Raw genomic sequence first — 21,790 nt, 5'->3', positions numbered from 1 at the left:
TGTGTGGCGGCAGCCGCGGACGGCGGCTGCCGGAGAGTTGGATTAGCGGTGTGCGTTCAGCGAAATGACGTTATGCATCGTTTCGTCCGCCGTCGACATGAACTTCTTGATGTTGCGCGCAGCCTGGCGGATGCGGTGTTCATTTTCGACAAGCGCCAGACGAACGTAGTCGTCTCCCTGCTCGCCGAAGCCGATGCCCGGGGCAACGGCGACGTCGGCCTTCTCGACCAGCAGCTTGGAAAACTCAAGCGAGCCGAGGTGACGGAACTTTTCCGGGATCTTGGCCCAGGCGAACATGGTGGCAGCCGGCGGCGGCACGTCGAAACCGGCTTTGCCGAAGCTTTCGACCATGACGTCGCGGCGACGCTTATAGACGTTGCGGACTTCCGCAATGTCGGAACCATCGCCGTTCAGCGCGTGGGTCGCCGCGACCTGGATCGGCGTGAAGGCGCCGTAGTCGAGATAGGACTTGACGCGGGTCAAAGCGGCGATCAGCCGCTCGTTGCCGACGGCAAAGCCCATGCGCCAGCCGGGCATGGAGAAGGTCTTCGACATCGAGGTAAACTCGACCGTCACATCCATTGCACCCGGCACTTCGAGAACCGACGGCGGCGGAGCGCCGTCGAAGTAGATCTCGGAATAGGCAAGGTCGGAAAGCACGATGATGTCATGCTTCTTGGCGAAGGCGACGACGTCCTTGTAGAAATCGAGCGTCGCGACGAGGGCCGTCGGGTTCGAGGGATAGTTGAGGATCAGCGCCAGGGGCTTCGGGATCGAATGCTTGACGGCACGCTCGAGCGGCGGGAAGAAGCTCTCGTCCGGTTCGACCGACATGGAGCGGATCACGCCGCCTGCCATCAGGAAACCGAAGGCGTGGATCGGGTAGGTCGGGTTCGGGCAGAGGATGACGTCGCCGGGCGCGGTGATCGCCTGCGCCATATTGGCGAAGCCTTCCTTGGACCCCAAGGTGGCGACGACCTGGGTATCCGGATTGAGCTTGACGCCGAAACGGCGAGCATAATAGGCAGCCTGGGCGCGGCGCAGGCCCGGAATGCCCTTGGAGGAGGAGTAACGGTGAGTGCGCGGATCCTGCACGACCTCGCACAGCTTGTCGACGATCGACTGGGGAGTGGGAAGGTCAGGGTTTCCCATGCCGAGATCGATGATATCGGCGCCGCCCGCTCGCGCGCTTGCTTTCAAACGGTTGACCTGTTCGAAAACATAAGGCGGCAAACGCCGGACTTTGTGAAACTCTTCCATTTCATTCCCCATGGAAAGGCGGCATTTCGGGCCGCGGTCGAAGTTCGTTCCGTCTCCCGGCGGCTGCGACACGAACTTCAGAATCGCAACGCCGTATTCACATCAGACCCAAGTCACGCGGCAAATCTTTGACGGAAAGGCCGCGCTGGCACGCATTATCGGGAAAATTGCATCTTCCGATCCCTGTCGAAGGCTTTGCGTCCAAATTGCCTGAAAGGCAAGGTTTATTTGGAGATTTCGGAGAGCGTCTCGGTGCCGTGTTCGGCGGCGAGCCGGCGCATCTCGGCGACCTTGGCCTGATATTCGGCTTCCGAGATCGCGCCGGTCTTGCGCCGAGCGGCGAGTGCGGTCAGCTGATGCTGCAATTCGGCCGCCTGCTCGTCGCTCATCTGCACGTTGGCAGCCGTCAGCGGCGCGCCGAAATTCGGATAACCGTCCGGCGACTTCGCAAGCCCGCCTTCGACCGCTTCGCCCTTGGTGGCCGGCATGACGACGGCGGTCGGGGCCGCTCGCTTGGCCGCGGCTGCCGCCTTCTCTTCCGCGGTCAGATTGCATCCGGCAAGCGCCATCGCCGCCGCGGCGCAGATCAGTGCGGTGCGGTTGAAGGTTGCGATGCGCCGGATGCTGTTGTTCGTCATGCCTCAAAAATCCAGTTCTGACTGCTTCGACTGTTAAATTTGTCGCAGCCACAAAGCAATAGCACGAGCCGATGCGGGTGGAACTTGTTTTCTCGCTCGGTCACGATGTACAACAAACGGATAAAAAGAGTGCTGCCGCCGGAGGAAATGGTGACCGACAGCAAGCAGGAGAGTGGCGGCCAGAAGAGTGGCGGCAAAGCCGGTTTCGACGCGACCGATCTCGATCCTTATCTGTTGAAGGATCCAGAGGCCATGACGATGAATTTCGCCCGGGCGCTCGAAAATCTCGGGAAAGCCGCCGCGGCATGGCTTGCGCCGCGCGAGCGCGGCGAGATCGCCGACACCGTTGTCGATCCGATGACCGACATGGTCAAAACGCTCTCCAAGGTCACCGAATACTGGATTTCCGATCCGCGCCGCACCCTTGAGGCGCAGACGCAGCTGATGTCCTCGTTCTTCGGCATCTGGATGCGCTCGATGCAGCGCATGCAGGCCATGCAGGGCGAGCCCTTGCCGCCCGAGCCCGACACCCGCAAGGACAAGCGCTTCGCGGATGAGGACTGGCAGAAGAACCCTTTCTTCGATTTTCTGCGCCAGGCCTATTTCGTCACGACCGATTGGGCCGAGAAGATGGTGTCGGAGACCGATGGCCTCGACGAGCACACCAAGCATAAAGCCGGCTTTTATGTGAAGCAGATCACGGCAGCGCTTTCGCCGACCAATTTCGTCGCCACCAATCCGCAGCTCTATCGCGAGACGATCGCGACCAGCGGCGAAAACCTGGTGCGCGGCATGAAGATGCTCGCTGAGGACATCGCCGCCGGAAACGGCGATCTCCGCATCCGCCAGACCGATATGACCAAATTCGCCGTCGGCCGGGACATGGCGCTGACCCCGGGCAAAGTGATCGCCCAGAACGACATCTGCCAGATCATCCAATACGAGGCATCGACGGAAACAGTGCTGAAGCGGCCGCTGCTGATCTGCCCGCCGTGGATCAACAAGTTCTATATTCTCGACCTCAATCCGCAGAAATCCTTCATCAAATGGTGCGTCGACCAGGGCCAGAGCGTCTTCGTCATTTCCTGGGTGAACCCGGATGCGCGCCACGCCGAGAAGGACTGGGGCGCCTATGCCCGCGAAGGCATCGATTTCGCGCTTGATACAATCGAGAAGGCGACCGGCGAGAAGGAAGTCAACGCCGTCGGCTACTGCGTCGGCGGCACGCTGCTGGCGGCAACGCTGGCATTGCACGCCAAGGAAAAAAACAAGCGCATCAAGACGGCCACGCTCTTCACCACCCAGGTCGATTTCACCCATGCCGGCGATCTCAAGGTTTTCGTCGACGAGGAGCAGCTTGCCGCGCTCGACGCGCATATGAAGTCGGCCGGCTATCTCGACGGTTCGAAGATGTCGATGGCCTTCAACATGCTGCGCGCTTCCGAGCTGATCTGGCCTTATTTCGTCAACAACTACCTCAAGGGCCAGGAGCCCCTGCCCTTCGACCTCTTGTTCTGGAACGCCGATTCGACCCGCATGGCGGCGGCAAATCATGCCTTCTACCTGCGCAACTGCTATCTCAGGAACGCGCTGACACAGAATGAGATGATCCTCGACGGCAAATCCGTGTCGCTGAAGGACGTGAAAATCCCGATCTACAATCTCGCCACCCGCGAGGATCACATCGCCCCCGCCAAGTCCGTCTTCCTCGGCAGCCAGTTCTTCGGCGGCAAGGTGGAATTCGTCGTCACCGGCTCGGGACATATCGCCGGCGTCGTTAATCCGCCCGACAAGAAGAAATATCAATTCTGGACGGGCGGTCCTGCCAAAGGGGACTACGAAAACTGGCTCGAACAGGCGACCGAGACGCCGGGGTCGTGGTGGCCTCATTGGCAGGCCTGGATCGAGACGCAAGATGGCAGACGCGTGCCCGCGCGCAAACCCGGCGGCGATGCGTTGAACGCGATCGAGGAAGCGCCGGGAAGTTACGTGATGGAACGGGCCTGAAAAGGCCACCTATCTCTTTTCGAGACGGCTGCGAAAACAGCCGCGCCGCGTAAACAAATTAGAAACCATAATTCGTCATCCTTGCGAAACAGTCGGCAAGTCGCATTTGGTCTAAATTCGGCCCATTTGCGCCTTTACCGGCCCCGGCGAAGTTTTGTCAGTCAGTGCCGCCGGCCTGCGTAGCGAGTTTGAAAGACGAGTGTAGTATGGCGTTTGCGGTCGGGACGTTGGATAACGTCGCCCCTCTTAGCGGATCTGCTCTGCGTTCGCGCAGATCTCGCGGTTTTTTTTACGGTGTCGTCGGCGCCGGACTTCTGACCTCCACATGGCTGATCGCGACCTTCGCGACAATGCATTCAGTGAGCGTGCCGGCTTCTCCGTCCGACAGCTTCACGCAGCTTGTATCAGCGCCGAAGCTCAAGCCGGCAGCGAAGCCTGAACGACTGATCCATGTGGGCAAAGCCGATCGCCTGGCGGCCTTCGATGCCAAGCCGGTGGTCGCCCTGACGGCCGACCTCATCCATTCGCATGCAAAAAAGACCAATGCTGCCGCGACGGCATCGCTGGCGCTTGCGAAAAACAGCCGACTCCTTACAGCTGGCGAACCGGCGGTCGCCGTTGCCGCCGCGCCCGCCGATACCGCCAAATTCGCCAAGGACGATATCGTCACCTCCTCGCCGGAAGTTGCGCAAGTCGAGACCGATGGGGAAAACGAAGACCGCATCATCATTCCGTCCAAGGAAACTGTCGCAGCCGTCGAACTTCCTTCCCTGCTCGCACTTGCCGATGCGGGATCGAAGCAGATTGCGCCGGCACCGGTCGAGCCGGCGGCACTTTCCGCCAAGACGGCATCGCAGCCGCAGGAAAATCCAGCGCCGGTCGTCGTCGCCGAGGCCGAAGAGCAACAGCCGTTCGATCTCGTGCTGGCGCCGGATGCCGGTTCGGTGCCGCTTCCGATGGCGCGTCCTGATGGACTCATCGGCAAACCGGCGCCGGCCGCCAAGGGTGCTCAGCGCTCTGCCGAGCCTGCGCTTGCCTATGCCCAGCCGAACGCGCCGATCGAAGATGACGAGGACGATGCCGTACCGCGCTACGACAAGCCGCTCTTCTCGCCGAAACTGCGCGCAGGTGTCGCGATCTACGATATCGAAAACAGCACCGTCTATCTGCCGAACGGCGAACGGCTGGAAGCCCATTCCGGACTTGGCAAGATGCGCGACAAGCCGCGCTTCGCCGACAAGAAGATGCGCGGACCGACGCCGCCGCACACCTATGTCCTCACCATGCGCGAGAGCCTTTTCCATGGCGTCGAAGCGATCCGGCTGACGCCGGTCGAGGGCTCGGACGCCATCTTCGATCGCGTCGGCCTGCTTGCCCACACCTATATGCTCGGCAAGAACGGCGATTCCAACGGCTGCGTATCCTTCAAGGATTACAAGCGCTTCCTGGCCGCCTTCAAGCGCGGTGACATCAAGCAGCTTGTGGTCGTGCCGCGGCTGAACAACAAGCCGGGCTCGACGCTCGCCTCTTTGTTTTCGTCACGTAGCTGACCGGCAGGCTACTTCAACCAAACTGCTATTCGCTCCACCGCTTCGGCGATCTCCGCTTGAGAGCCTGCGTAAGACAAACGCAGCGTGCGATGTCCTTCCAACGGATCGAAATCGAGGCCCGGCGTTGCGGCGACATTGATTTCGGCGAGCATGCGTTTGGCAAAGCCCATGCTGTCATTGGTGAATCTGGAAACATCGACATAGGCATAGAAGGCGCCGTCCATCGGTGAAGCAGGCGCCAGGCCGATCTGCGGCAGGCGGTCGAGCAGCAGATTTCGGTTTGCGGCATAACTTGCCTTGACGCCATCGAGTTCTTCATGCGCGCCGAGAGCGGCAGTGGCGGCGATCTGGGAAAGTTCGGGGGGCGAGATATAAAGGCTCTGCGCCACACGCTCGATCGGCCGGACCAAGCGTTCCGGCAGCACCATCCAGCCGATTCGCCAGCCGGTCATGCAATAATATTTCGAGAAGGAGTTGATGACGATCGCCTCGTCCGTCAGCTCCAAAGCGCTCGCCTCCTCTCCCGCGAAGGTCAGCCCGTGATAGATTTCATCGGAGATGAAGGCGATGGAGTTCGCCGCACAGTAATCCGCAAGCGCTTTCAGCCCGTCGCGGCCGGTCACCGTGCCGGTCGGATTGGCGGGGCTGGCGAGCAGCACGCCTTTCAGCCTCACGCCGCTTTCCCTTTGCGCCGCATCGAGGCTTTCGGGCGTCAGGGTGAAATGGGTTTCGGCCGTTACCGGCACCTCGACGACCTTCAGACCCAGAGCGCCGAGGATATTGCGATAGGCCGGATAACCAGGCCTTGCGATCGCGACCGAATCGCCGGTGTCGAAGAGCGACAGGAAAGCGAGATTGAAACCGGCCGAAGAACCTGTGGTGACCGCGATCCGCGCCGGATCGATTTCCAGGCCGTGCCGATCCCTGTAGTGGAGGGAAAGCGCCGATTTCAGCCGCGCCGTTCCCAGCGCGTCCGTGTAGCCGATCCGCCCTTCGGCAAGCGCTTCGCGCGCAGCTTTGAGAGCAGCCTCGGGTGCGGGATGAGAGGGCTGGCCGACTGCCATGGAGATGACGGGATGCCCGCCCGCACGCCGCTTCGTCGCCTCCGCCAGGACATCCATGGCGTGAAAAGGCTCGACTTCGCTGCGTTTCGATATGGAAAACAAGTTCGCTTCTCGCTCGGCTTCTTCGATGACGGCCAGACAATTGCCGCATTAATCGGCTCATCACAATCCCGCGAGGGTCGCGCAGGGATGAAAATTCCTGTTTGAGCAGAACCCGACGCGCCGTACCTTGACGCAACGCGTTCAAGTCCATAACCCGGCGACGGTCTTTGCGACCAGGACCGCACCGCCGATGACGAGGATATCATGGCCTTCTTCTCGAAAACCTTCACCGCAGTGGCGCTTGTTGCATCGGTCGCCCTTCCCTTTCCGGCGGCAGCGCTCGACGACCAGCAGAAGAAGGAATTCGGCGAATTCATTAAGCAGTATCTGATCGAGAATCCCGAGATCATGCTCGATGTCCAGGAAGCGCTGCAGAAGAAGCAGGAAGCCGCGCGGCTGGTGAAGGCCAACATGGCGATCGAAGAGAACAGCACCGATATCTTCGAATCGAAGAACGACGTCATCCTCGGCAACCCGAAGGGCGATGTCACGGTCGTCGAATTCTTCGATTATAACTGCAGCTATTGCCGCCATGCGCTTCCCGACATGCAGGCGATGCTGAAGAAGGACAAGAATGTCCGCTTCGTGCTCAAGGAATTTCCGATCCTGGGGCCGGACTCGGTCGCCGCCCACAAGGTCGCCGATGCTTTCCGCAAGGTCGCGCCGGAGAAATACGCCGATTTCCACGTCGCCCTTCTCAGCAGCGAAGGCCGCGCGTCGGAAGACAGCGCGATCGCGGTCGCGAGCACTCTCGGCGTCAGCGAAGACAAGCTCCGCGCCGAGATGGCGAAGAGCCCGAATGACGAAATCGTTCAGGCGACCTACCAGCTCGCCTCCAGCCTCGGCATCAGCGGCACGCCCTCCTATGTGATCGGCACCGAACTCGTGCCGGGTGCAGTCGGGCTCGACGATCTCGAAAGCAAGGTCAAGAACATGCGCAGTTGCGGCAAGACCGCCTGCTGAGCAGGCGGGCCGCCGGCCGGCCTCTCATCAAATCGCCAAGATCGAAGCGTTTCAGCCATGTGGACAAATGTGGCGCGATTCCCGCCGGTCCAGCCGTAAGGGCTTTCATTCAGCGTTCGCGGAGTCTATAGGTTGCCGTCGTGCATTTTACGGAACATTCGATGACGCAAACGATTTTTGTCCTGAACGGCCCCAACCTGAACATGCTGGGTAAAAGAGAGCCCGGCATTTATGGCGGCAAGACGCTCAAGGACATCGAGGCGGACTGCAAGGCCGCCGGCCGTGAACTCGGCTTCGATATCGATTTCCGCCAGAGCAACCACGAAGGCACGCTTGTGGACTGGTTCCATGAGGCGGACGAAAAGGCCGCCGGCGTTGCCATCAACGCGGGCGCCTACACGCATACATCGGTTGCGCTCCATGATGCGATCCGCGCTATTTCCATTCCCGTCGTCGAACTCCACATATCCAACGTCCATGCACGGGAAGAATTCCGCCACAAGTCGATGATCGCGCCGGCATGCAAGGGCGTGATTTGCGGCTTCGGGCCTCACAGCTACATCCTGGCGCTCCACGCGCTGAAGAACATCACGGCATAAGAAGAAGACAGGGCAACACCATGGCTGAAAAGAAATCGGGTATCGATCAGGCACTGATCCGCGATCTCGCCAACATCCTCAACGACACGGATCTGACCGAAATTGAGGTCGAGCAGGACGACCTGCGCATCCGCGTTTCGCGCGCCGGCGCGATGCAATACGTCCAGGCGCCGATCGCAGCACCGGCCTTTGCCGCGCCCGCCGCCGCCCCGGCAGCAGCAACTGCCGCTCCGGCCGCAGCGCCCGGCCGCAACCCGGCCAACGTGGTCAATGCACCGATGGTCGGCACCGTCTACATGGCGCCGGCTCCGGGCGCACGTCCCTTCATCGAGGTCGGCGCGACCGTCAAGGAAGGCCAGACGCTCATCATCATCGAAGCGATGAAAACGATGAACCAGATCCCTTCGCCGAAATCCGGCAAGGTGACCGAGATCCTCGTCGATGACGGACATCCCGTCGAATACGGCCAAGCCCTCGTCGTCATCGAATAGGTCGATGCCCATGATTTCGAAAATCCTCATTGCCAATCGCGGGGAAATTGCCCTTCGCGTGCTCCGAGCCTGCAAGGAGCTCGGCATCGCCTGCGTCGTGGTTCATTCCACCGCCGACGCCGATGCCATGCATGTGCGCCTCGCCGACGAAAGCGTCTGCATCGGTCCGCCATCCTCGCGCGAGAGCTATCTGAACATCCACCAGATCGTCGCGGCCTGCGAGATCACTGGGGCCGATGCCGTGCATCCGGGCTATGGCTTTCTGTCGGAGAATGCCAAGTTCGCCGATATCCTCGATGCCCATGGCATCACCTTCATCGGCCCGACGGCGGAGCACATCCGCATCATGGGCGACAAGATAACCGCCAAGACGACGGCGCTGGAACTCGGCATCCCCGTAGTTCCGGGCTCGGACGGCGAAGTGAAGACCGAAGAGGATGCGTTGAGGACGGCCGCCGAAATCGGCTATCCCGTGCTCATCAAGGCGACAGCCGGCGGCGGCGGACGCGGCATGAAAGTCGCCAAGAGCGAAGCCGACTTGATCGAAGCCTGGTCGACGGCGCGCACGGAAGCGGCCGCCGCCTTCGGCAACGATGCCGTCTATATGGAAAAATATCTCGGCAAGCCGCGCCACATCGAGATCCAGGTGTTCGGCGACGGCGAAGGCAACGCCATCCATCTCGGCGAGCGTGACTGCTCGCTGCAGCGCCGCCATCAGAAGGTCTGGGAAGAGGCGAATTCACCGGCGCTCAACGTCGAGCAGCGCATGAAGATCGGCCAGATCTGCGCCGATGCCATGAAGAAGCTGAAATATCGCGGCGCCGGTACGATCGAATTCCTCTACGAAAACGGCGAGTTCTATTTCATCGAAATGAACACCCGCCTGCAGGTCGAGCATCCGATCACGGAAGCGATCACCGGCATCGACCTCGTGCACGAGCAGATCCGCGTCGCTTCCGGCGGCGGTCTGTCGGTGACGCAGGACGAGATCCATTTTTCCGGCCATGCCATCGAATGCCGCATCAATGCCGAGGATCCGCGCACTTTCGTGCCCTCGCCCGGCACGATCACGCATTTCCATGCGCCGGGCGGCCTCGGCGTGCGCATCGATTCCGGCGCCTATCAGGGCTACAAGATCCCGCCCTATTACGACAGCCTCATCGGCAAGCTGATCGTGCACGGCCGCACCCGCGTCGAATGCATGATGCGCCTGCGCCGCGCGCTCGATGAATTCGTGGTCGACGGCATCAAGACGACGCTGCCGCTGTTCCAGGAACTCGTCTCCAACCAGGATATCGCCAACGGCGATTACGACATCCACTGGCTGGAACACCATCTCGCCAACACGCCGGCGGCATAGGACAGGAATGGCAGGACCGCGCAGGAAGTCACCAGGCATTACCCCTGAAATCCTCCTGCGCGCCTATTCCATCGGCCTATTCCCGATGGCCGAATCCGCCGACGACCCGGAGATCTTCTGGGTCGAACCGGAGTTGCGCGGCGTGCTGCCGCTCGATCGGTTCCACGTGTCGAAAAGCCTCGCCAAGACGGTGCGCCGGCAGCCCTTCCAAATCCGTTTCGATCACGACTTCGATTCCGTGATCGCGGCTTGCGCGGAGGAGACATCCGGCCGCCCGAGCACCTGGATCAACAGCACGATCAGATCGCTCTATTCGACACTCTTCGACATGGGCCATGCCCATACCGTCGAAGCCTGGGACGGTGACAAACTGGTCGGCGGCCTTTACGGCGTCTCGCTCGGGTCGGCCTTCTTCGGCGAAAGCATGTTTTCACGCCGGACGGACGCCTCGAAGATCTGCCTGGTGCATCTCGTCGGCCGGTTGCGGGAAAAAGGCTTCACCCTGCTCGACACGCAGTTCACCACCGAGCATTTGAAAACATTCGGAGCGATCGACGTGCCGAAGGCCGATTATGCCGTTCTGCTGGCCGCAGCGATGGAATCGCCACACCTCAAGTTTTAAACGCAATCGTTTCAGCCCTGCGTTGATTTTTTGGCCGATCTGAATAGGTTCGGAAACGCAACGGGGGATAGAATTTTGAAACGATATTTTGCTGCGGCGCTCCTTTTCGCTTTGTTCACGGGCCAGGCCGGTGCCCGCCCTTACCAGGAGATGTTTCCGAACCGGACCGATTTTTCCGAGGCGGAAAAGCCATTGCTGGAAAAACTCGATTTTCAGCAGGGCGCGATCAAGCTGCCCGAAGCGAAGGCGACGCTGAACGTGCCCGCCGACTTTTATTATCTCAATCCTGCCGATACGAAAAAGGTGCTCGTCGACATCTGGGGAAATCCGGCGGAAGCGGCCGAAGGCACGCTCGGCATGATTTTCCCGGCGAAATATGCGCCGACCGATGCAGAGTCCTGGGGCTCCATCGTCGGATACAGCGCTGACGGCTACGTCTCGGACGCCGACGCCGCCACGACGGATTATGATGAGCTGCTGCAGAACATCAAGGATTCGATCCGGGAAAATAATGTCGAGCGCCAGAAGCAGGGTTTCCAAAAGATCACGCTTGTCGGCTGGGCTTCGCTGCCGCACTACGACACATCCGCGCATGCCTTGCATTGGGCCCGCGACCTGATGTTCGGCGATGATCCGCAAGTGCCGCACACGCTGAACTATTCCGTGCGCGTACTTGGCCGCGAGGGTGTATTGCAATTCAATTTCGTTGCCGGACTCGCGCAGCTGCCGGAGATCAAGGACGTCATTCCTACCGTCACGAAGCTCGTGCAGTTCGACAAAGGGAAAGCCTATACGGACTATGTCGACGGCGACAAGATGGCCGCCTATGGCATGGCGGGAATGATCGCTGCCGGCGCGGGCGCCAAGGTCGCTGCGAAAGTGGGACTGCTGGCGCTTGCCCTCGCCTTCTTCAAAAAGGCCGGCATCCTCGTCGTTGTTGCGCTCGCCGGTGCGCTCCGTTTCGCCAAGGGGCTTTTCACGAGGAATAAAACACCCAACGCATGAGGTTTACGGCTGGGGCCAAGGCGCATCGCATCAATCAGCTGCATGCGCCGCGCTTCCAATATTGGCTGGAGCTAGCTACCGCACCGCTTTCAAGTCGCCTCCAGGTGACAATGATCAGCGCGCGGGTGCCTTGGCGTTACCTGGCGCCGGGACGTCCGAGGTCGTCTTGCAGTCTTTCAGCCAGACGTCGTAGATCGGGTGCTCGACGGCGTTGAGGCCGGGGCTGTCGGCGAACATCCAGCCGGTGAAGATGCGGCGGATCTTGCGATCAAGGGTGATTTCATCAACCTCGACGAAGCCGTCGATCTTCTGCGCTTCGGCCTGATCGCGCGAGTAGCAGGCCTTCGGCGTCACCTGCAGCGCGCCGAACTGTACCGTCTCATTGACATAGACATCGAAAGTGGTGATGCGGCCGGTAATCTTGTCGAGACCGGAGAAGACGGCAACCGGATTATCGATGCGCGCGGCATTTGCCGCCTCCATCGGAAGCAGGGCCGAAAGCGCCAGCAGCGATCCGGCGGCACGCAGGACGATGTTCCGCGTGAAGAGCTTCATGTACCCGTCTCCAGAATTTTCAACCATGGCCGCGATCAGGCGCGGCCAACCTGCGGGTAAAGGTCAATTGTGGCCAAAAGCCGGGCTTGGGGTCGCCCGGTCGAGCCGTCTCAGTTGCCGGGCGTCCAGGCGTCGTAATCGCCGGTGACGCGCGGCCGCTCACCCGAAGCGGCGAGCGAGCCCGGCGGGCGGTAAGCCTGCGATGAACCCGTGAGGTTGGGACGGTGCGGCCTCTGCCATTCCTTGGCGGTATAGTTTTCCTTGGACGGCGGAACATCGGTGCGATGATGCATCCAGCCATGCCAGCCCGGCGGGATCGCGGAAGCTTCGGCATAACCCTTGTAGATCACCCAGCGCTTCGGCAGGCCGTAGGAAGACATGCCGCCTTCGTAGTAGACGTTGCCGAATTCATCCTCTCCGACACGCTTGCCAAAACGCCAGGTCGCAAAACGCGTGCCCATCGTCTGACTGTTCCACCAGGTGAAGGTCTGAACCAGAAGATTCCACATGTCTTTTCCTTGCGCTCGCCGGGACGCGAGCCAAACACCATTCGTTTCCTGCTTATGCCGTCGCCAAGCCGAATTGTCCAGCGATTCCACGCGAAGAGCGGGTCATTTCAAAGCCATCTTGAAGCCCAGATGCGAGGGCTTGAAGCCGAGCCTTTCATAGAAACGGTGGGCATCCTTGCGGATCACATTCGAGGTCAGTTGTATCAGCCGCAAACCGCGGCCTTTTGCCTCGGCGATGGCGAATTCGATCATCAGCGCGCCGATCCCCTGCCCGCGCATGTCTTCCCGGGTCTGCACCGCCTGGATGATCATCGCCGAGGAGCCGCGGCCGGTCAGAGAGGTCGTCACCATCGTCTGGAACGTGCCGACGATCTCGCCATCGCGCTCCGCGACGTAAAGCGTCTGGTGGGGCGATGCCTCGATGACGGCGAAGGCCCTGGCGTAATCGGGAAAGGCCGCCGGATCCGCCGTATCGCCGTGGCCGCCGAGCGCATCGGCGGCAAACAGCGCCACGAGGGCCGGCAGATCGCCGCTGTGCGCTTTGCGAACGAGAACATCGGGCAACTCGATCCTCACGATTTCAATGGCTTTCGAGCGGTTTTTCGAAAATCAACGACGGTATGCCGGATTGCCCGGGCGCGCTGTTGTCGTTGCGGCCAACCTCGGTGAAGCCGTGCGCCTGATAGAAGGCGATCGCCGCAGCATTGCGCGGCTCGACTTCGAGACGCATGATCTCCGCATCGGGGAAGCAGGTTTCGAGTTCGGCGAAAATATCCCGGCCGATGCCCTGGCGCTGCAGCGGCGGGCTGACGTAGAGCAGATGCAGCATGACGGTTTTCGTCAGCTCCTGCGACATGACCGCATAGCCCATGCCGCCGATGTTGCGGCCGTCATCGGCCACGAGGAATTCGCCATCCTTGCGCGCGAGCCGCGCCTTCAACGCCGCCGGTGACAGAAGGTGGGCGATCAGATCGTCCACCCTGGCTTTGCCATGGAGACCGTCATAGGTGGCGTGAAAGCTCTCCACCAGAAGAGCGCGCACCTTTTCCAGGTCGCGCTCTCCGGCGGTGCGGACGAAATACACCGCTTATTCCTCGATGCCGAGCTTCGCCTTGACCAGCGCCTGGACGGCCTGCGGATTGGCCTTGCCGCCGGTCGCCTTCATCACCTGGCCGACGAACCATGCCGCCATGGTCGGCTTCGCCTTGACCTTTTCCACCTGCTCGGGATTGGCGGCAATGATCTCGTCCACGGCCTTTTCGATCGCGCCGGTATCCGTCACCTGCTTCATGCCGCGCGATTCGACGATCTCGGCGGGATCGCCGCCTTCGGTCAGCACGATCTCGAACAGATCCTTGGCGATCTTGCCGGAGATGGTTCCCGATTTGATGAGATCGATAATGGCGCCGAGCTGGGCCGGCGAAACCGGCGTCTGCTCGATATCCTTGCCGGTGCGGTTCAGCGCGCCGAGCAGATCGTTGATGACCCAGTTGGCCGCCGTCTTGCCGTCGCGGCCTGCCGCCACGGCCTCGAAATAATCGGCGATCGCCTTTTCGGAGACGAGCACGGAGGCATCATAGACCGACAGGCCGAGTTCGCGCACGAAGCGCTCCTTCTTGTCGTCAGGCAGTTCCGGCAGGTCGGCTTCGAGCGTCTTGATGAAGGCATCGTCGAATTCGAGCGGCAGCAGATCCGGATCGGGGAAGTAACGATAGTCGTGCGCATCTTCCTTGGAGCGCATCGAGCGCGTCTCGCCCTTGTTCGGGTCGAACAGGCGCGTCTCCTGCTCGATCGTACCGCCATCCTCCAGAATGCCGATCTGGCGGCGGGCTTCGTATTCGATCGCCTGGCCGATGAAGCGGATGGAGTTGACGTTCTTGATCTCGCAGCGCGTGCCGAAAGCCTCGCCCGGGCGGCGCACGGAGACGTTGACGTCGGCGCGCATCGAGCCTTCGTCCATGTTGCCGTCGCAGGTGCCGAGATAGCGCACGATCGAGCGCAGCTTGGTCATGTAGGCCTTGGCTTCGTCGGAGGAGCGCATGTCGGGCTTGGAGACGATCTCCATCAGCGCCACGCCGGAGCGGTTGAGATCGACATAGGACATGGTCGGATGCTGGTCGTGCATCGACTTGCCGGCATCCTGCTCTAGGTGCAGGCGCTCGATGCCGATCTCGATATCCTCGAACTGGCCCTGGCGGTCCGGCCCGAGCGAAATGACGATCTTGCCCTCGCCGACGATCGGATCCTTGAACTGCGAAATCTGATAGCCCTGCGGCAGGTCGGGATAGAAATAGTTCTTGCGGTCGAAGAGCGAGCGCTTGTTGATCTGAGCCTTCAGGCCGAGACCGGTGCGCACGGCCTGCCTGACGCATTCCTCGTTGATTACGGGCAGCATGCCGGGCATGGCGGCATCGACCAGCGATACGTTCGAATTTTGCGGCTTTCCGAACTCCGTTGATGCGCCGGAGAAGAGCTTCGAATTGGACAGTACCTGGGCATGAACTTCCATGCCGACGATGACTTCCCAGTCGCCGGTGGCGCCGGGGATGAAGCGTTTCGGATCGGGCGTGCGGACGTCGACAAGGGTCATTTGATGCTCTTTGCAGGCTGTTCTTTTCCACTGGTGAGGTAAAGGAAATGGCGTTCCGGTGCAAGGCTTTCGCGGCGTTGCAGAGCAGCAGCCGCTGGTCATTTCCTCTAAGTCCCAAGGCCGCTTTGCGTCGGAGCGCTATATTTTCCGCACCGGCCAAGGGAGAAGAGTTTCGATCGCCTCCTGATTGCCGCCGCCGCATTCATCACTATGTTCGTCAAAGAATGCTTTTGGGATTTCATGCACTCACCACATGGAGGCTCGATTGAAGGATTATTTGCCCTATCTGGCCGGAGCTCTCCTTGGAGTGCTGGCCGCGCTCCTCATTTCCGGCCTGTTGACGCTGCAGGGAACAGCACAGCTCATGCTTTTCGCCTTGCTGCCGGCCTTCGGCGGCGCAATCATCGAGCGGGCTTTCCCGCGTCGATCCGGCAAGTCCTAGAAGCGCCATGGCAAGGCTGAAGGAAATCGTCATCGACTGCGACATTCCCTCGCGTGTTGCCCGTTTCTGGGCGGCAGCACTCGATGGCTACCGCGTGATGCCTTATGACGATGCGGAGCTGGCTCGCCTTGCCGCGATGGGCCTCACAACTGAAACGGACCCGACCGTGATGGTCGACGGCCCCGGAACGCGCCTGTGCTTCCATATTCGCGAGGGCGAGCGCCCCGCCCGCAACCGCGTCCATCTCGATATCGCCGCTGCGGATCGCAGACAAGAAGTCGAACGGCTCCTATCCCTCGGCGCGACTTTCGTGCGTGAGACCGATGCCTATACGGTCTTGAATGATCCTGAAGGCAACAACTTCTGCGTCACCTCCGAATAGCTCGCTTGAGCCGCGGACGCACCTTTGAAATGTCAGAATTCCTGTCCGTATCCGCCCGCGCCTGAGACGAGCTGTTTCGTCAGCCCGACGGAGGGCACGTCGCGGTCGAGCTTCGGATTATAGGCAACCGAGAGCCAGTGGATGCTGTAGCCGTGCTTCTGGAAGAAGCCGATCGCTTCGGCGTTGCCGGAGTGGGTCTGCATCGCCGCCTTGTCGAAGCCCTGCTCGGCGATGTCCTTTTCGATGCGCTCGAGAAGGGCCGAGCCCAGCCCCTGGCGGGTGAATATGGGATCGATCCAGAAATCCGAGATGGTTTCGTCCAATCCCTCGCGCGCCGCCCAGCCCGCGACCTGGCCGTTCTGCTCGACGACCGTAATGGTCAGCCAGTCATTTTCCACGAAGTTGCGAAAGGCGTTGCGCGCCGCGTCGACCATAACGTCCGATTCGCCGATCGACGCCATCGCCCTTTGCCAGGCCCTCAGCCCGATTTCGCTCAACAGTTCCGCTTCCCCGTCGCGGGCATTGCGAATGTGGATCAAAGACACCTCCGCGTTACCGCGCAACTAGACCATTGAGTCGCGGAATTTACCAGTGCCTCCAAAGGGATGATGCAATGGAAATCGCGGTTTTCGACCGATTTGACGGGCAAAGCCGCCTTGACCGCTTTTTCCGGGCTGAATATGAAGTCTTATCGAGGTGTTTTATGTTGAGCCTGCCTGAGACCCGGTAAAGGCCCTGCCCGCAAGTTCGCTTGTGCGCATGGGCCCGAAAAAACGAAGCCCTGACGTTCGAATCGAGCGCCAGATCGTTTTTGTGCGCCCTGCCGGGCGCGATACCGGATTTCAACATATGGACATTTCCCGCACGGAGCAGCGCATCCTGCATCTCATGGCCCAAGGCGGCCGCATCGAAATTACCCGCGACGACAACAGAAAGATCGAGGCCGTCAGTTGCTTCACCCGCGACGGCTGGCGCTATCCTGGCGTCGATCTCGACCTCTTCCGCAGGCTGAAGCGGCTGAAGGCAATCAAGTCGTCAGCCGGCCAACCCTACCGGATCACCGAAAGAGGGCTGAAGCTGGTCAGGTCGCAACTGGACAATAGATAAATCGGGCAATCAGTCCTGACCGCGTCCGCCGGGCGCGGTCAGGAGCCAGCCTCAAGCCTTTGCAGACAATTCCGCCCGCATCGCCGACCATTCGTCGGCCATCGCACCCGTGCCGCGCATCTTGCCGGCCCGGCGATACCAATAATCGGCATTCCAGTCATCGCCCTCGATGCGATGGCAGAGGGCATGGCCCCAATCAAAGGGCTGTTCGCCTTCATGGCGCTGACAGATATCGTGAACCACCCGCCAATCCGCCCCCATGACGAAACCGGCCGCGGCAAGACGATCGATTGCCTCGATCAGTCGCCCAAGATCCTGGTCCGGCATGAGGCCCTCCTTCGCAAAATCCACTTCTTATAGCAGGCGCCGCCTCGAAATCCGAGACGGCGCCTGCCTTTCAGTCGCGCAGATTGATGATGTCGTTCATCAACCCACCCGTGCCGTTGTGGATGGTCAGGTGACCAACCTTGCCGGCAATGGTCTCAAGCGCCTCAAGCTCCTTCAGGCGCAACATGACCGGGTTTTCGGCCATAACTTTCGCCGTGTTGAGGAGCGAACGCGTGGCATTCGTTTCCTCACGGCGGCGGATGACATTCGCCTCGGCCTGCTTCTCAGCAGCAACGACCTGATTGAGGATCTCACGCATCTCACCCGGCAGGATTACGTCCTTGAGCTCGATGCCAGAAACCTCGATGCCGATTGTCGCCATGTCCTCGCGGACTTTCTCAGCGGCTTCGGCATTGATCGTCACCTTACGCTCGAGAATCTGATCAAGCGTCAGGCTGCCGAGGGTGCGGCGGAAGACGAACTGAAGCGCACGGTACAGCGCATCCGAGAAGTCCTTCACCACAGTCACCGCCTTGACCGGGTCTACGACACGGTATTCGGCGGAGATGTTTATGCGGATCGTCACGCGGTCACGGGTCAGGAGTTCCTGGCCAGTAACGTCGAGCGTCTGCCACTTCAGGTCGATCACCTTCACCTGGAAAGCCTTGCCGACATTCCAGAAAGCGTGGACACCCGCGGAAAGCGTTCCAGCCTTCGCACCATCGATGAAAAGCAGACCAACCTGCCCCTCATTGATATGATGCACGCTGAACACATCAGCCTTCCTAGCCTGCCCGATACGGCGCATCAGCGCCGGATCGACCGTCAGGTTATCACCAACGTCGATCCGCTTTTCCGCCCACGGTCCAGCGTTCTTCCACACCACCAGCTTCTGGTTCGGCAGCATGATGGCGAAAATTGCGCCGTCCCGTTCGATCACCGCCACTTCCGTGGCAGCGGTACGAAACACGGTCAGATTCTGCTCGGCGACATCGGGGAGCTTGTCAAACAGTGCCTTCTCGTAAACCGACGCGAATACCGGATTGTTCAGGTCGTGACGGGCGACCTCCAGGCTGTCACGATTGTTCGGCAGCCAGTGCATGCCCGATCCGTACACGCCTATAATCCGGCCCTTGTGCAGGGCGATCACGCGTTCGTTTTCCTTCACCAGGACGCGCTTGCGCCCCAAAATCATTTCGAGAAGTTTTGTCATGTTCGTCACTCCTTCGGTTCGCTAAGTCATCGACCGATTGTTCCTTTGGTTCGTGTTTCACTCGTTCAGTCTTGGCATTCACACCCGGCATTGATCCGGGGACCGGTGGCAGGCTGCGGTCGCGGAACGGCAGAAGAGGACCTTGCGGCACGTGGGCGGACCTAGGAGCGCGCTCCTCGGGAGACCGGCATGCGGCTTGGTCGTTACTGTCGTTCTGGCTTGCGCCCCTGGTTTCGGAACGGGCCAAGACCTTTCGGTCTCTTTCCGCTCCTCGACATTCCGGTCCCTGAGCCGTCAATTTCAATATCGCTGGTTGCAGACCAGTGTTTGGAGAAGGATTCGAACCTTCGACCTTCAGATCCGTAATCTGACGCTCTACCCACTGAGCAATCCAATGTCGCAAATAGTGAGAATCGAACCCACGACCTCCGGAGGCTAAATCCGGCGCTCTTCCTCTGAGCTATATCTGCTTCCGACCTCCAATGCGGCATCCGTATGCAGAACGACAAAGCCGACTGCACGGGAGGAGGTTCTGAACTCCATCCGTTGATGTCCACACCGACTGACGACCGGGACCGCGCGTCTAGGACATTTCCTGGCGCCGTGGCAATCAAAAAATTAAAACGTCAAGTTGCGACCAGAGACGAGTTGCAAAAATGCAACTCTTTAGCAGTTCAACCGCTTCTCCATATGCACCTTTCGAGGGCGACGCCCATGCTCTTGGAAAATTCGACATCATGCCGGATGATGGTGAAGCCGCAACGTTCGTAAAGACGGATCGCGAGCGCATTCCTGGCGTGTGTGTCGAGACGGACCGTCGCCAGCCCTTCGTTCGCCATCAACTCACATAAATGCAACAGCAGAGCCCGGCCGACACCCCTACCCTGATAATCCGGATGTACCCAGAGATCGGACACATAGTTCCGTTCATCTTCCCGCGCACCCCAGCCGACGATATCGTCCGCTAGTTCGGCAACGAAGATCTCACCCTTCGTCTCATGGGGAAAGACGACGAACTCTTGCCGTACCTTGGCCATGACATCGGGATCGCGATAGCAATCCTCAAAAGCCTCGCCTGCGGCCCAAGCGGCGAAGCCGACGGCGCCGACCGTTTTATGGTCGGCAGGCGTTATCGTGCGGATCGTGAGGCCCGTTACCACCACTTGGCCGGCGTGAATTTGCCGGCGGCCTGTTCGATGACGTGGGCGGTCTTGAAGAGGGTTTCCTCGTCAAAGGCCTTGCCGATCAGCTGCAGGCCGAGCGGCAGGCCCTTCTGGTCGAGGCCGGCGGGCACGGCGATGCCCGGCAGGCCGGCCATGTTGACCGTCACCGTGAAGATGTCGTTCAGATACATCTTCACCGGATCGGCGGCGAGGTTCTCATCGGCGATGCCGAAGGCCGAGGATGGTGTGGCCGGCGTCAGGATGGCATCGACACCGGCATCGAAGGCGAGCTCGAAATCACGCTTGATCAGCGTGCGGACCTTCTGGGCGCGGATGTAATAGGCATCGTAATAACCGGCCGACAGCACATAGGTGCCGATCATGATGCGGCGTTTGACCTCCTGGCCGAAGCCGGCAGCGCGCGTCTTCTCGTACATGTCGACAATATCCTTGCCGTCGACGCGCAGACCGTAGCGCACGCCGTCGTAGCGCGCGAGGTTCGAGGACGCCTCGGCGGGAGCGACGATGTAATAGGCCGGAAGAGCATATTTCGTGTGCGGCAGCGAGATATCGACGATCTCGGCGCCGGCATCCTTCAGCCAGGCAATGCCCTGGCGCCAGAGGGTCTCGATCTCCTCGGGCATGCCATCGACGCGGTATTCGTTCGGAATGCCGATCTTCATGCCCTTCAGCGACTGGCCGAGGGCCGCTTCGTAATCAGGCACGGGCAGATCGACCGACGTCGTGTCCTTGGCGTCGACGCTTGCCATCGACTTCAGAAGGATTGCCGCATCGCGCACGTCGCGGGCGATCGGGCCGGCCTGGTCGAGCGAGGATGCGAAGGCGACGGTGCCCCAGCGCGAGCAGCGGCCATAGGTGGGCTTGATGCCGACGGTGCCGGTGAAGGCCGCCGGCTGGCGGATCGAGCCGCCCGTATCGGTCGCGGTGGCGCCGGCGCAAAGATGCGCGGCGACGGCTGCGGCCGAGCCGCCGGAGGAGCCGCCCGGAACGAGCTGCTGGTTGGACCCGCCGGCCCGCCAGGGATTGATCACCGGGCCGTAATAGGAGGTCTCGTTGGACGAGCCCATGGCGAATTCGTCCATGTTCAGCTTGCCGAGCATGACGGCGCCGTCGTCCCAGAGGTTTTGCGTCACCGTCGATTCATAACGCGGCTCGAACCCATCGAGAATATGGCTGCAAGCCTGGGTGTGCACGCCGACGGTGGCGAAGAGATCCTTGATGCCGAGCGGAATGCCTTCAAGCTCTCCCGCCTTGCCGGCAGCGATGCGCTCATCGGATTTGCGAGCCATGACGCGGGCGAGATCCGGCGTCGTTTTCACATAGGCATTGAGCCGGCCATTGGCCGCATCGATCGCCGAGATATAGGCTTCGGTGAGTTCGACTGCGCTGATTTCCTTGGCGCGCAGCTTCTGGCGGGCTTCGGCAATGGTCAGGCTGGTGAGTTCGCTCATCGTGTTTTCGCTTCAGATCTTTGAATGGGCAACAGGGTCGAAAACAGGCTTCGAGCCCTATTCGACGACTTTCGGCACCAGGAAAAAATTGTGATCGGTGACCGGCGCATTGGCGACGACATCGGCCGGTTTGTTGCCGTCGGTCACCTCGTCGGTACGCTTCTTCATCGCCATCGGCGTCACCGAGGTCATCGCCTCGACGCCATCGACATTGACTTCGGAGAGCTGCTCGACGAAGCCGAGGATGCCGTTCAATTCGCCAACCATGCGGTTTGCCTCATCCTCGGAGACGGCAATACGGGCAAGGCGAGCAACGCGCTTGACGGTGGCGAGATCGACGGACATGGCATTCTCCGGATGGGATTTTTC

Annotated in this window: 25 protein-coding genes and 1 tRNA gene; 11 read left to right on the top strand and 15 right to left on the bottom strand. The window is 60.7% G+C overall.

Annotated features, from left to right (window positions below; all coding sequences use genetic code 11):
* Positions 1–42 precede the first annotated feature (42 nt).
* On the bottom strand, positions 43–1,260 hold the full coding sequence (locus ATY77_RS10410) for an LL-diaminopimelate aminotransferase (RefSeq protein WP_088674177.1): 1,218 nt from the start codon (positions 1,258–1,260) through the stop codon (positions 43–45).
* 224 nt (positions 1,261–1,484) lie between these two features.
* On the bottom strand, positions 1,485–1,898 hold the full coding sequence (locus tag ATY77_RS10405) for a hypothetical protein (RefSeq protein WP_088674178.1): 414 nt from the start codon (positions 1,896–1,898) through the stop codon (positions 1,485–1,487).
* 147 nt (positions 1,899–2,045) lie between these two features.
* Between ATY77_RS10405 and phaC the strand changes: the two genes are divergently transcribed.
* Positions 2,046–3,905, top strand: coding sequence for a class I poly(R)-hydroxyalkanoic acid synthase (gene phaC / locus ATY77_RS10400; RefSeq protein WP_245309751.1), 1,860 nt, complete (start codon positions 2,046–2,048; stop codon positions 3,903–3,905).
* A 206-nt stretch (positions 3,906–4,111) separates the two neighbouring features.
* Complete coding sequence (locus ATY77_RS10395) at positions 4,112–5,455, top strand: DUF2778 domain-containing protein (protein WP_088687253.1); 1,344 nt, start codon at positions 4,112–4,114, stop codon at positions 5,453–5,455.
* Positions 5,456–5,463: 8 nt separating this feature from the next.
* Here ATY77_RS10395 and ATY77_RS10390 read toward each other — a convergent pair whose 3' ends face one another.
* Positions 5,464–6,621 (bottom strand): aminotransferase class I/II-fold pyridoxal phosphate-dependent enzyme, encoded by a 1,158-nt coding sequence (locus ATY77_RS10390; RefSeq protein WP_088687252.1) that lies wholly within the window; start codon positions 6,619–6,621, stop codon positions 5,464–5,466.
* 204 nt (positions 6,622–6,825) lie between these two features.
* Here ATY77_RS10390 and ATY77_RS10385 point away from each other — a divergent pair, with 204 nt between their 5' ends.
* From ATY77_RS10385 to ATY77_RS10360, 6 genes are all read left to right on the top strand, one after another.
* A complete protein-coding gene (locus ATY77_RS10385) occupies positions 6,826–7,584 on the top strand; it encodes a DsbA family protein (RefSeq protein WP_088687251.1) in 759 nt (252 codons plus the stop codon).
* Between the two features lie 161 nt (positions 7,585–7,745).
* Entirely contained in the window at positions 7,746–8,183 is a 438-nt protein-coding gene (gene aroQ, locus ATY77_RS10380) for a type II 3-dehydroquinate dehydratase (protein WP_088687250.1), read from the top strand.
* 20 nt (positions 8,184–8,203) lie between these two features.
* Positions 8,204–8,674: an acetyl-CoA carboxylase biotin carboxyl carrier protein gene (gene accB, locus ATY77_RS10375; RefSeq protein ID WP_088674184.1), complete on the top strand. Its 471-nt coding sequence runs from the start codon at positions 8,204–8,206 to the stop codon at positions 8,672–8,674.
* A 4-nt stretch (positions 8,675–8,678) separates the two neighbouring features.
* Complete coding sequence (gene accC, locus ATY77_RS10370) at positions 8,679–10,034, top strand: acetyl-CoA carboxylase biotin carboxylase subunit (protein ID WP_190233616.1); 1,356 nt, start codon at positions 8,679–8,681, stop codon at positions 10,032–10,034.
* A 7-nt stretch (positions 10,035–10,041) separates the two neighbouring features.
* Positions 10,042–10,656 (top strand): leucyl/phenylalanyl-tRNA--protein transferase, encoded by a 615-nt coding sequence (gene aat / locus ATY77_RS10365; protein WP_088687249.1) that lies wholly within the window; start codon positions 10,042–10,044, stop codon positions 10,654–10,656.
* Between the two features lie 75 nt (positions 10,657–10,731).
* Positions 10,732–11,661, top strand: coding sequence for a DUF2167 domain-containing protein (locus ATY77_RS10360; protein WP_088687248.1), 930 nt, complete (start codon positions 10,732–10,734; stop codon positions 11,659–11,661).
* 114 nt (positions 11,662–11,775) lie between these two features.
* Here ATY77_RS10360 and ATY77_RS10355 read toward each other — a convergent pair whose 3' ends face one another.
* The 5 genes from ATY77_RS10355 to gatB form a co-directional block, all read right to left on the bottom strand.
* Positions 11,776–12,216 (bottom strand): DUF2155 domain-containing protein, encoded by a 441-nt coding sequence (locus ATY77_RS10355; protein WP_088675328.1) that lies wholly within the window; start codon positions 12,214–12,216, stop codon positions 11,776–11,778.
* Positions 12,217–12,326: 110 nt separating this feature from the next.
* A complete protein-coding gene (locus tag ATY77_RS10350; protein ID WP_088675327.1) occupies positions 12,327–12,725 on the bottom strand; it encodes an NADH:ubiquinone oxidoreductase subunit NDUFA12 in 399 nt (132 codons plus the stop codon).
* 102 nt (positions 12,726–12,827) lie between these two features.
* Positions 12,828–13,301, bottom strand: coding sequence for a GNAT family N-acetyltransferase (locus ATY77_RS10345; protein WP_088687247.1), 474 nt, complete (start codon positions 13,299–13,301; stop codon positions 12,828–12,830).
* Between the two features lie 4 nt (positions 13,302–13,305).
* Positions 13,306–13,809: a GNAT family N-acetyltransferase gene (locus ATY77_RS10340; protein WP_088687246.1), complete on the bottom strand. Its 504-nt coding sequence runs from the start codon at positions 13,807–13,809 to the stop codon at positions 13,306–13,308.
* 3 nt (positions 13,810–13,812) lie between these two features.
* A complete protein-coding gene (gene gatB / locus ATY77_RS10335; RefSeq protein WP_088687245.1) occupies positions 13,813–15,315 on the bottom strand; it encodes an Asp-tRNA(Asn)/Glu-tRNA(Gln) amidotransferase subunit GatB in 1,503 nt (500 codons plus the stop codon).
* 265 nt (positions 15,316–15,580) lie between these two features.
* Here gatB and ATY77_RS32825 point away from each other — a divergent pair, with 265 nt between their 5' ends.
* Positions 15,581–15,757, top strand: coding sequence for a hypothetical protein (locus ATY77_RS32825; protein ID WP_190237618.1), 177 nt, complete (start codon positions 15,581–15,583; stop codon positions 15,755–15,757).
* Positions 15,758–15,764: 7 nt separating this feature from the next.
* A complete protein-coding gene (locus ATY77_RS10330) occupies positions 15,765–16,139 on the top strand; it encodes a VOC family protein (RefSeq protein WP_088687244.1) in 375 nt (124 codons plus the stop codon).
* 32 nt (positions 16,140–16,171) lie between these two features.
* On the opposite strand, the gene ATY77_RS10325 is transcribed toward ATY77_RS10330, so the two are convergent.
* Complete coding sequence (locus ATY77_RS10325) at positions 16,172–16,678, bottom strand: GNAT family N-acetyltransferase (protein WP_088687243.1); 507 nt, start codon at positions 16,676–16,678, stop codon at positions 16,172–16,174.
* A gap of 310 nt (positions 16,679–16,988) precedes the next feature.
* On the opposite strand from ATY77_RS10325, the gene ATY77_RS10320 reads away from it, so the two are divergent.
* Positions 16,989–17,246, top strand: a complete 258-nt coding sequence (locus ATY77_RS10320; RefSeq protein WP_088675321.1) for a YjhX family toxin — start codon at positions 16,989–16,991, stop codon at positions 17,244–17,246.
* Between the two features lie 51 nt (positions 17,247–17,297).
* Here ATY77_RS10320 and ATY77_RS10315 read toward each other — a convergent pair whose 3' ends face one another.
* The 6 genes from ATY77_RS10315 to gatC form a co-directional block, all read right to left on the bottom strand.
* Complete coding sequence (locus ATY77_RS10315; RefSeq protein WP_088687242.1) at positions 17,298–17,573, bottom strand: hypothetical protein; 276 nt, start codon at positions 17,571–17,573, stop codon at positions 17,298–17,300.
* Positions 17,574–17,643: 70 nt separating this feature from the next.
* Positions 17,644–18,786 carry a slipin family protein gene (locus ATY77_RS10310; RefSeq protein ID WP_088687241.1) on the bottom strand — a complete coding sequence of 381 codons (1,143 nt, stop codon included), beginning with the start codon at positions 18,784–18,786 and terminating at the stop codon, positions 17,644–17,646.
* Positions 18,787–19,184: 398 nt separating this feature from the next.
* A tRNA-Leu gene (locus ATY77_RS10300) sits at positions 19,185–19,256 on the bottom strand.
* Positions 19,257–19,460: 204 nt separating this feature from the next.
* Positions 19,461–19,946 (bottom strand): GNAT family N-acetyltransferase, encoded by a 486-nt coding sequence (locus ATY77_RS10295; protein ID WP_245314319.1) that lies wholly within the window; start codon positions 19,944–19,946, stop codon positions 19,461–19,463.
* Entirely contained in the window at positions 19,940–21,421 is a 1,482-nt protein-coding gene (gene gatA, locus ATY77_RS10290; RefSeq protein WP_088687240.1) for an Asp-tRNA(Asn)/Glu-tRNA(Gln) amidotransferase subunit GatA, read from the bottom strand. The genes ATY77_RS10295 and gatA overlap by 7 nt, the downstream gene beginning before the upstream one ends.
* 57 nt (positions 21,422–21,478) lie before the next feature.
* A complete protein-coding gene (gatC, locus tag ATY77_RS10285; RefSeq protein WP_088675317.1) occupies positions 21,479–21,766 on the bottom strand; it encodes an Asp-tRNA(Asn)/Glu-tRNA(Gln) amidotransferase subunit GatC in 288 nt (95 codons plus the stop codon).
* Positions 21,767–21,790 lie beyond the last annotated feature (24 nt).

Origin of the sequence: Rhizobium sp. R634, from assembly GCF_002211305.1 — a bacterium.
Taxonomy (GTDB): Bacteria; Pseudomonadota; Alphaproteobacteria; order Rhizobiales; family Rhizobiaceae; genus Rhizobium.
Note: the sequence above shows the minus strand (reverse complement) of the source record. Positions and strands in the feature narration are given on the sequence as shown.